This window comes from Halalkalibacter alkalisediminis (assembly GCF_028610705.1).
Taxonomy (GTDB): Bacteria; Bacillota; Bacilli; order Bacillales; family Bacillaceae_D; genus Halalkalibacter; species Halalkalibacter alkalisediminis.
In genome coordinates, this window is sequence record NZ_JAQQWT010000005.1 from 176,754 (window position 1) to 183,929 (window position 7,176).

At 40.8% G+C, this 7,176-nt stretch carries 6 protein-coding genes; 1 reads left to right on the forward strand and 5 read right to left on the reverse strand.

What is annotated here, in order from left to right; translation table 11 throughout:
* Positions 1 to 272: 272 nt before the first annotated feature.
* Positions 273 to 1,100 (reverse strand): polyamine aminopropyltransferase, encoded by an 828-nt coding sequence (gene speE, locus PQ474_RS09840; RefSeq protein WP_273842498.1) that lies wholly within the window; start codon positions 1,098 to 1,100, stop codon positions 273 to 275.
* A gap of 218 nt (positions 1,101 to 1,318) precedes the next feature.
* Between speE and PQ474_RS09845 the strand changes: the two genes are divergently transcribed.
* Positions 1,319 to 3,388: a transglycosylase domain-containing protein gene (locus PQ474_RS09845; RefSeq protein WP_273842501.1), complete on the forward strand. Its 2,070-nt coding sequence runs from the start codon at positions 1,319 to 1,321 to the stop codon at positions 3,386 to 3,388.
* Between the two features lie 102 nt (positions 3,389 to 3,490).
* On the opposite strand, the gene PQ474_RS09850 is transcribed toward PQ474_RS09845, so the two are convergent.
* From PQ474_RS09850 to PQ474_RS09865, 4 genes are all read right to left on the reverse strand, one after another.
* Positions 3,491 to 4,324, reverse strand: coding sequence for a GNAT family N-acetyltransferase (locus tag PQ474_RS09850; protein WP_273842502.1), 834 nt, complete (start codon positions 4,322 to 4,324; stop codon positions 3,491 to 3,493).
* A 245-nt stretch (positions 4,325 to 4,569) separates the two neighbouring features.
* Positions 4,570 to 5,094, reverse strand: a complete 525-nt coding sequence (locus PQ474_RS09855) for a YwhD family protein (protein WP_273842506.1) — start codon at positions 5,092 to 5,094, stop codon at positions 4,570 to 4,572.
* 145 nt (positions 5,095 to 5,239) lie between these two features.
* A complete protein-coding gene (locus PQ474_RS09860; RefSeq protein WP_273842509.1) occupies positions 5,240 to 5,743 on the reverse strand; it encodes a YwgA family protein in 504 nt (167 codons plus the stop codon).
* A 13-nt stretch (positions 5,744 to 5,756) separates the two neighbouring features.
* Complete coding sequence (locus tag PQ474_RS09865; protein ID WP_273842511.1) at positions 5,757 to 7,055, reverse strand: HD domain-containing protein; 1,299 nt, start codon at positions 7,053 to 7,055, stop codon at positions 5,757 to 5,759.
* Between the last annotated feature and the right edge of the window lie 121 nt (positions 7,056 to 7,176).

Sequence of the window (7,176 nt, forward strand, 5' to 3'; positions counted from 1 at the left end):
CATAGAAGGCTTAAAACCTTGCAGTGGTTCCACTCCGTGCTTAGAGTTAGTTCAAAAAGGAAGGGCACCTTTTTGAAAACCCTTGAGTGATTATTCATGGATGGCACGGGCTCCTCTCACTGCGCGCCTTCTATGAGAAAACCGCTCATAGAAGGCTTAAAACCTTGCAGTGGTTCCACTCCGTGCTTAGAGTTAGTTCAAAAAGGAAGGGCACCTTTTTGAACTAACTCTAAAAAGATGAGCGCCAAACGGTGCTCATCTTCAGGTTGTCATTATTTCACTAGGTCTGCTACGAACTTCGGTAAGGCGAAGCATGCTTTATGAAGTTCTTTTGTGTAGTATTTCGTTTCGATTTCATGGAAACGGCTTTCTTCTACTTGTAGCGGATCGTGTTTTTTTGAACCAATTGTGAACGTCCAAAGACCACTTGGGTATGTTGGAATGTTAGCTGTGTACAGTCTTGTAATAGGGAATATTTCTTTTACATCGCTGTGTACTTTGCTAATTAATTCTTTATGGAACCAAGGATTGTCCGTTTGTGCGACAAAAATCCCATCTTCTTTTAACGCTTTTGAAATGCCTTCGTAAAATCCCTTTTCAAATAACTTAGCCGCTGGTCCTACTGGTTCAGTAGAATCGACCATGATGACATCATACTCATTTTCAGCTTTAGCAATGTGCATGAACCCATCATCAACTTGAACATCAACTCTTGCATCGTCTAACGCGCCTGCAATCGTTGGTAAATATTTTTTCGAATACTCGATTACTTTTCCGTCAATTTCAACAAGTGTTGCTTTCTCAACAGATGGGTGCTTTAGAACTTCACGGATAACGCCACCGTCTCCACCACCAACGACTAATACATTTTTCGGGTGAGGGTGTGTGAAAAGAGGAACGTGTGCCACCATTTCATGATATACAAATTCATCCACTTCTGTTGTCATAACCATGCCGTCTAGCACAAGCATTTTGCCGAATTCTTCTGTGTCTATCATATCAAGCTTTTGAAATTCTGTTTGTTCTGTGTGAAGGGTTTCTTTGATTTTAGCTGTAATTCCAAAACGTTCTGTTTGCTTTTCTGTATACCATAATTCCATCTACGTTCACCTCATAATTTCTAAACTGTTTCATCTATAGGTTCTTCTATTTTTTTGGTTCTAATCTTAACAAATGAAAGTATAAAGCAACGGTAAAAAAAAGCAAGTTAAATTTATCCAAAACTGTGCGTTTCTATGTTTAAAAAATGCATTTCTTACCAATGCTGAATAGATAAGAACACCACTATGTCTTTAAAACTAGAAACGGGGTGACGTTGATGGAAGTCGTCGTTAACCGACGAATTCGCCGTACAAGGCGCTTAGTTCGTTTATTTTTTCGATTGTTTTTAATTTTTCTTGTGTTAGCGACAGCAGCTGCCGTAGGCCTCCTCTCTTATACTAAAATGCAAGGGCCTCCACCTTTAAACGTGCCACAAACAACGGTTTACTATGGGGCAGATCATACCCCCATTGGGGAGCACCATAAAGGAGAAAATCGCCATTGGGTCTCTTTATCCCAGATTGATCAAAATGTGATTGACGCCACGATTGCTATTGAAGATCGTCGTTTTTACCATCACTGGGGTTTTGACATTAACCGAATTGGTGGAGCTGTGATTGCTAATCTACGCGCTAGATCTGCTGCTCAAGGGGCAAGCACACTCACTCAACAATACGCGAGAAACCTTTATTTGAGCCATGATAAAACGTGGAAGCGTAAGTGGAACGAGTTACTCTATTCCCTTAGACTTGAGATGAATTATGATAAAGATCAAATTTTAGAAGGGTATTTAAATACTGTTTATTATGGACACGGTGCTTATGGAGTCGAAGCCGCGTCTCAACATTACTTTGGAAAATCCGCTAAAAATCTCACATTAGCAGAAGCTAGTATGCTCTCAGGTATTCCAAAAGGTCCTAGCTATTATTCTCCTTTATTTGATTTAGAACGAGCGAAAAGACGTCAAGCAGTTGTCTTACAGTCGATGGTTACTCATGGCGTCCTGAACCAAGTAGAAGCCGATGAAGCTCATTTGGAGCCCTTAAACTTTGTTCAAAATGAATTGGATCGTCCTTCCACCGTCGGTCCTTACTTCCAAGACGTAGTCGAACGGCAGCTCATAGAAGAGATTGGAATTGATCCTTCGCTCATTGAAGCTGGTGGGTTAAAGGTTTATACGACCCTTGATCCTAAGATGCAAAAAGAAGCCGAGTATTGGGTTGAAAGAGAAATGCCTGACTCTGAACTAGAAACCGCACTTGTAGCATTGGATCCAAGAACAGGCGATGTGAAGGCTCTTGTTGGAGGAAGGAATTATGTAGAAAGTCCCCTAAATCGTGCGGTTCAGACGAGAAGAAGTCCTGGTTCGGCTTTTAAACCATATTTGTACTATGCCGCCTTAGAAAACGGCTATACCGCTGCATCGACTTTGCTTAGTGAACCGACTCCATTTAACATTGACGATGGACGTGAGCCATGGACCCCGAGAAATTTTAATGATAATTATGCAGAAGATTTTATTACTCTTTTGCAGGCGATGGCTTTCTCGGATAATATCTACGCCGTTAAAACACATCTATTATTAGGGACCGAACGAGCGGTTGAATTAGCTAAACGTGTAGGAATCGAAAGTCCACTGCACAATCATCCCTCTTTAGCTTTAGGGTCAGCGGAAGTGAATGTACTTGAAATGGCAAGAGGCTATAGTGCCTTTGCAAATGGAGGCATGCGTGTTAATCCGCGCTTCATCGAAAAAGTGGTTGATGTAGAGGGTGAAGTCGTTTATGAATCAGAACCAACATTGACACAGGTTCTTGATCCTAAGCTAGCCTTCATCCTAACGGACATCATGACAGGAATGTTTGACCCTTATTTAAACGCTCATACTTCCGTTACAGGTCGGTCAATTGCCCATCTGATCAATCGACCGGTAGCAGGTAAATCAGGGTCAACGACATGGGATAGTTGGATGGTCGGTTATACACCACAACTCGTTACGAGTGTCTGGGTAGGTTTTAACGATCAAATTGAACTAGACCACTCAACAGACGGTCAAAGAGCTAAGAACATATGGGCTAACTTCACTGAGCACGCTCTTAAAGGACAACCCGTTCTGCCATTTGAGAAACCAGACGGTGTTGTTGATGTTAAAATGAACCCACATAATGGGTTGCTAGCGACCGAGCACTGCCCCACTCACCGGGTCACTTACTTTGTTGAAGGTACAGAACCAACGAAGGAATGCCCACCGCCACAAGCGGACGGAGAAGAAGTCGAAGCCATTGATGAGGAAACACATGAAAAGGAACGATTCCTCGAACGCTTTTTCAAATGGTTTAGTCATTAAGAAAAAGGGTGACGCGCAGTCACCCTTTTTTGCTTGGTTTATGTGGCGGCTTTTTAACAGTTGCTTGGTGCTACTTATCAGTCGCTTTGCGTCATTTTTCGGTCACTTTACACGAGCTGCAACCAACTGATAATAATCTTGTGTGGAGAACGAGCGAAAGCCACATGATTGATATAGCTTTAATGCATGTTCATTTTCTGGAACTACCTCTAAATAGATGTCCTTACCTTTCTCAGCTTCCTGCTGTACAGCTTGAATGAGCGCTGTGCGGCCAATTCCTTGGCCTTGGTATTCTGGTTTAATAGCAAACCCGTAAATCCAACTTTCATTGCCTTCTTGGTGCCAGCGTAGCTTCCCAACAGGCTCACCTTTTGCTTCAATGATTAAGTTGCCGTCTATGTCTGTGACATTCTCATACATGCTTGCAGCCTCTTTGCGAGACATCTTAAAGCATTCTGCATCAAGCTGAATGAAAAAGGGAAGCTCTTCCTTTGTTGCGTGTCGTAACCCCACATGATCTAGATTCGCTGTTAGCTCTTTTTTCTCCCACACCATTTGATACTCGGAAAAAGCCATTTCAAACGGCTGGTGCTTAACAAACCTTCGTCCTGATTCTGACGAAGCGGGAATATTCAATAAAACGGTTTCATACTTTCTTTTCGCCATTTCTTCTAAAGCTTGTTTTAACAAGGATTGAAAAATCCCTTGTTTTCTTTTTTCGGGATGGACCATTCCACAAAGCTCTACTTTATTACCGAAGCCATAGATTCCCAGAAAGCCAATGAGCTGATGTTCTTCATAATAAAGAAAATCATTTTGTTCTTTCTCCGCTCTTGCTTCAAGTAGGTCCCAATTTAATTTCAATTCGATTTTATCTTCTTGTTCACATATCGCTTGTAATGCGCGAATGTCCTTTTGCTCTTTGGTCGTCAGCATCGTTAATCCCCCAGCGATCGTATTTATCCATAGAATACTAGTACTAAGAATCATTTGTAAAGTTGAAAAAGCGCGAAGGAATATTCCCTCGCGCTTTTTCGTGTCCTAGTATAAATGTGCGTTTATACTTCTTTCAGTTTACTCGCTCTTTGCCAAAACCTCAATAGTCGCATTCAGTGTTCAAAAACTGTTCAAAGTTAATTGAAATTTGGTGTTTACTTTTCAAAAAACTTGATTATAAGTCTTTAGACAGCTAATGCTTCATGAAGTGATTTATCTGAATTCTCCCACATTTTCTCGTTGTGCTCTTTTAAAAATGTAGCTAAAAGTGCTTTAGACGTATCATCCATATCGTCGACAAGAATGTGGCCCTTTAACGATTTATCCATTTTATTTACATGTTCAGGTAAACTCTTATATCCACGGCGAATCTCAATATCTACGGTCATTTCACAGCCCGCTACACCTGCATAATATGGCTTTCCGTCTTTATATTGAATCGTCACCCAAACAAGCCAGTATAGCTTGCCATTAGGTACTTTTTCTTTATCTGGTAAAAATTTAATTCTTTTTTCAACAACCGAACGAGCATGCAGCGCTCCCATATCAACAAACGCTTCTCCTTCGGTTGGATCAATAAAGACAGGCGAAACATTATCTAAATTCATGACACCTGCCCCGTAACCTCCATGTCCATCCGTAGAGTCATTGCTAAGAATATTAAAGCCCGTTTTTTTCTTTTTTAAATTATCGTTATTTAACAAGTCCATTTCAAACACCCTTCCCTAAACTCTCTTTGATTAAATTCTACACAAAAAGACCTACTTTATGCTAGTCTGAAACGTCCTGACCAACCATTTTTTATGAATAAGAAAAGAAGCTCCTCTTTCGTATCTCGAAAAAAGAGCTTGCCGATTAATGGCCTAATACACGCAAAGATTCGATAAACGTATAAGCTTGTTCAATATCTTCTTCTGTGTAATTTGATTTCTTCTTTAATGTAAACACTTTTTCCTTTACTTCATCACGAGGAAGTTCTTCAAAATAAAGCAATGTTGACACAAGTTCTAAGAAACGTGAGCTCTGGTCATTTAAGCTCTCGATTAACTTTTGGCTCTCTGGCAAGTCAAATTGATATAATTCAAGAAACTTCCTGCCTTCTTCCGCTAATCCGTAACGATATTGATAATAGTTCCCTTTGTCTTCTTTCTTTTCATCGACAAATCCGAGATTGCACAATTCTTCCATCCGTAAGCTAAGTTCCTCGGAATAAGGTCCAAACATATGAAATTTAAACCGCTCAGAGAATGGCACATTCATTTTCTTGGCAATATAAATGATTTTCTGCAGCTTTTTCCGTCCAACAATTTCACCCGCTTGCAAAAATAGCGCCATTACGTTTGCATGATCCTTCAGCAAAGCATGTTCCCCCTTATACGTTTAATAGATCTCGAATCTTTTTCTTTACTTCTTTATGCTCACGCTCATCTTCTAAATAATCGAGCGGAAAATAGAGTTTGTGATCCGTGCGCTTTTTACCTGATATCGCTTCTACTACCTCAGACTCACGCGATAGCTCACGCAACTTCCCATTTGGCATAAGGAGATGAATCGGCAAACGTTCCTCTTCCTCGCCTGGACGATAAAAATCGTAAGGGAGATCAGAAGATGAATCAACGACTAAATAATAGTCTGGGTTCAAATCAGCCTTTTTGAATAAGTCTTGAAGCACAAGCCAGTCGTTCATTTGTAAATTCGGATTAAACTCTACGTATTTAAACAATTTTCTATTTAGAAATCTTACACAAAGATCTCTTAAAATGCGATCCTCTTCTTCTTGCCAAATTTGAAAATAATACATGGTTATCGCTTCATCTAACCGCAAATAATCGTCCAAGCTCCCTTTTCCATCAAAAAAGGAATAAAAATGGTTCGGCTTATGTTTGAAGACATATCCTTGCTCATACAGTTCCTTGGCACGCTTGAAAATCTTCGTTAAAATGACTTCGGCACTCCTTGTAACAGGGTGGAAATAAACTTGCCAATACATTTGATACCGACTCATAATGTAATCCTCGACGGCATGCATCCCACTTTGCTTGATCGCAACTTGATCTTCCATCGGCCTCATCACTCGGAGAATACGTTCCATATCAAAATGGCCATAACTAACTCCCGTAAAGTAAGCATCACGTTGCAAGTAATCCATTCGATCCGCATCAATTTGACTTGAAATAATACTCGTCACAAGTTTTTTCGCATACGTTTTCTCAATCACATCAGCGACCGCCTGAGCAAACGTCGGGCTCACATTAGAAAGCACTTGATTCACTTCCGTATCGCCAAGCACAATCTGCCTTGTCCACTCTTCGTGATCAGTATCAAATACTTTTTCAAACGAGTGAGAAAAAGGACCATGTCCGACATCATGTAAAAGCGCAGCCGACAGCGTAACAAGACGCTCACTCTCATCCCAATGCGGGAGCCCTTTAAACACATCAAGAATTCGTCTTGTGATCTCATAAACACCAAGTGAATGATTGAAACGAGAATGCTCGGCCCCATGGAAAGTAACATACGTCGTCCCAAGCTGCCTCACCCGACGCAACCGCTGAAACTCCTTCGTGCCAATTAACTCCCAAATCAATTCATCCCGTACATGAATATAACGATGAACAGGATCCTTAAACACTTTTTCTTCCTCTAATTGACCGTAATAAGGTTTCGTCATAACCGTTCCTCTCGTTTCCTGTATGGTACCTATATTATACCTAGAAAAACTTGACTCCTGCCAGACTAAACTGGGGAAAACACAAAACTTCTTCCCTCACCTTAATATGACCGAAGCCGTG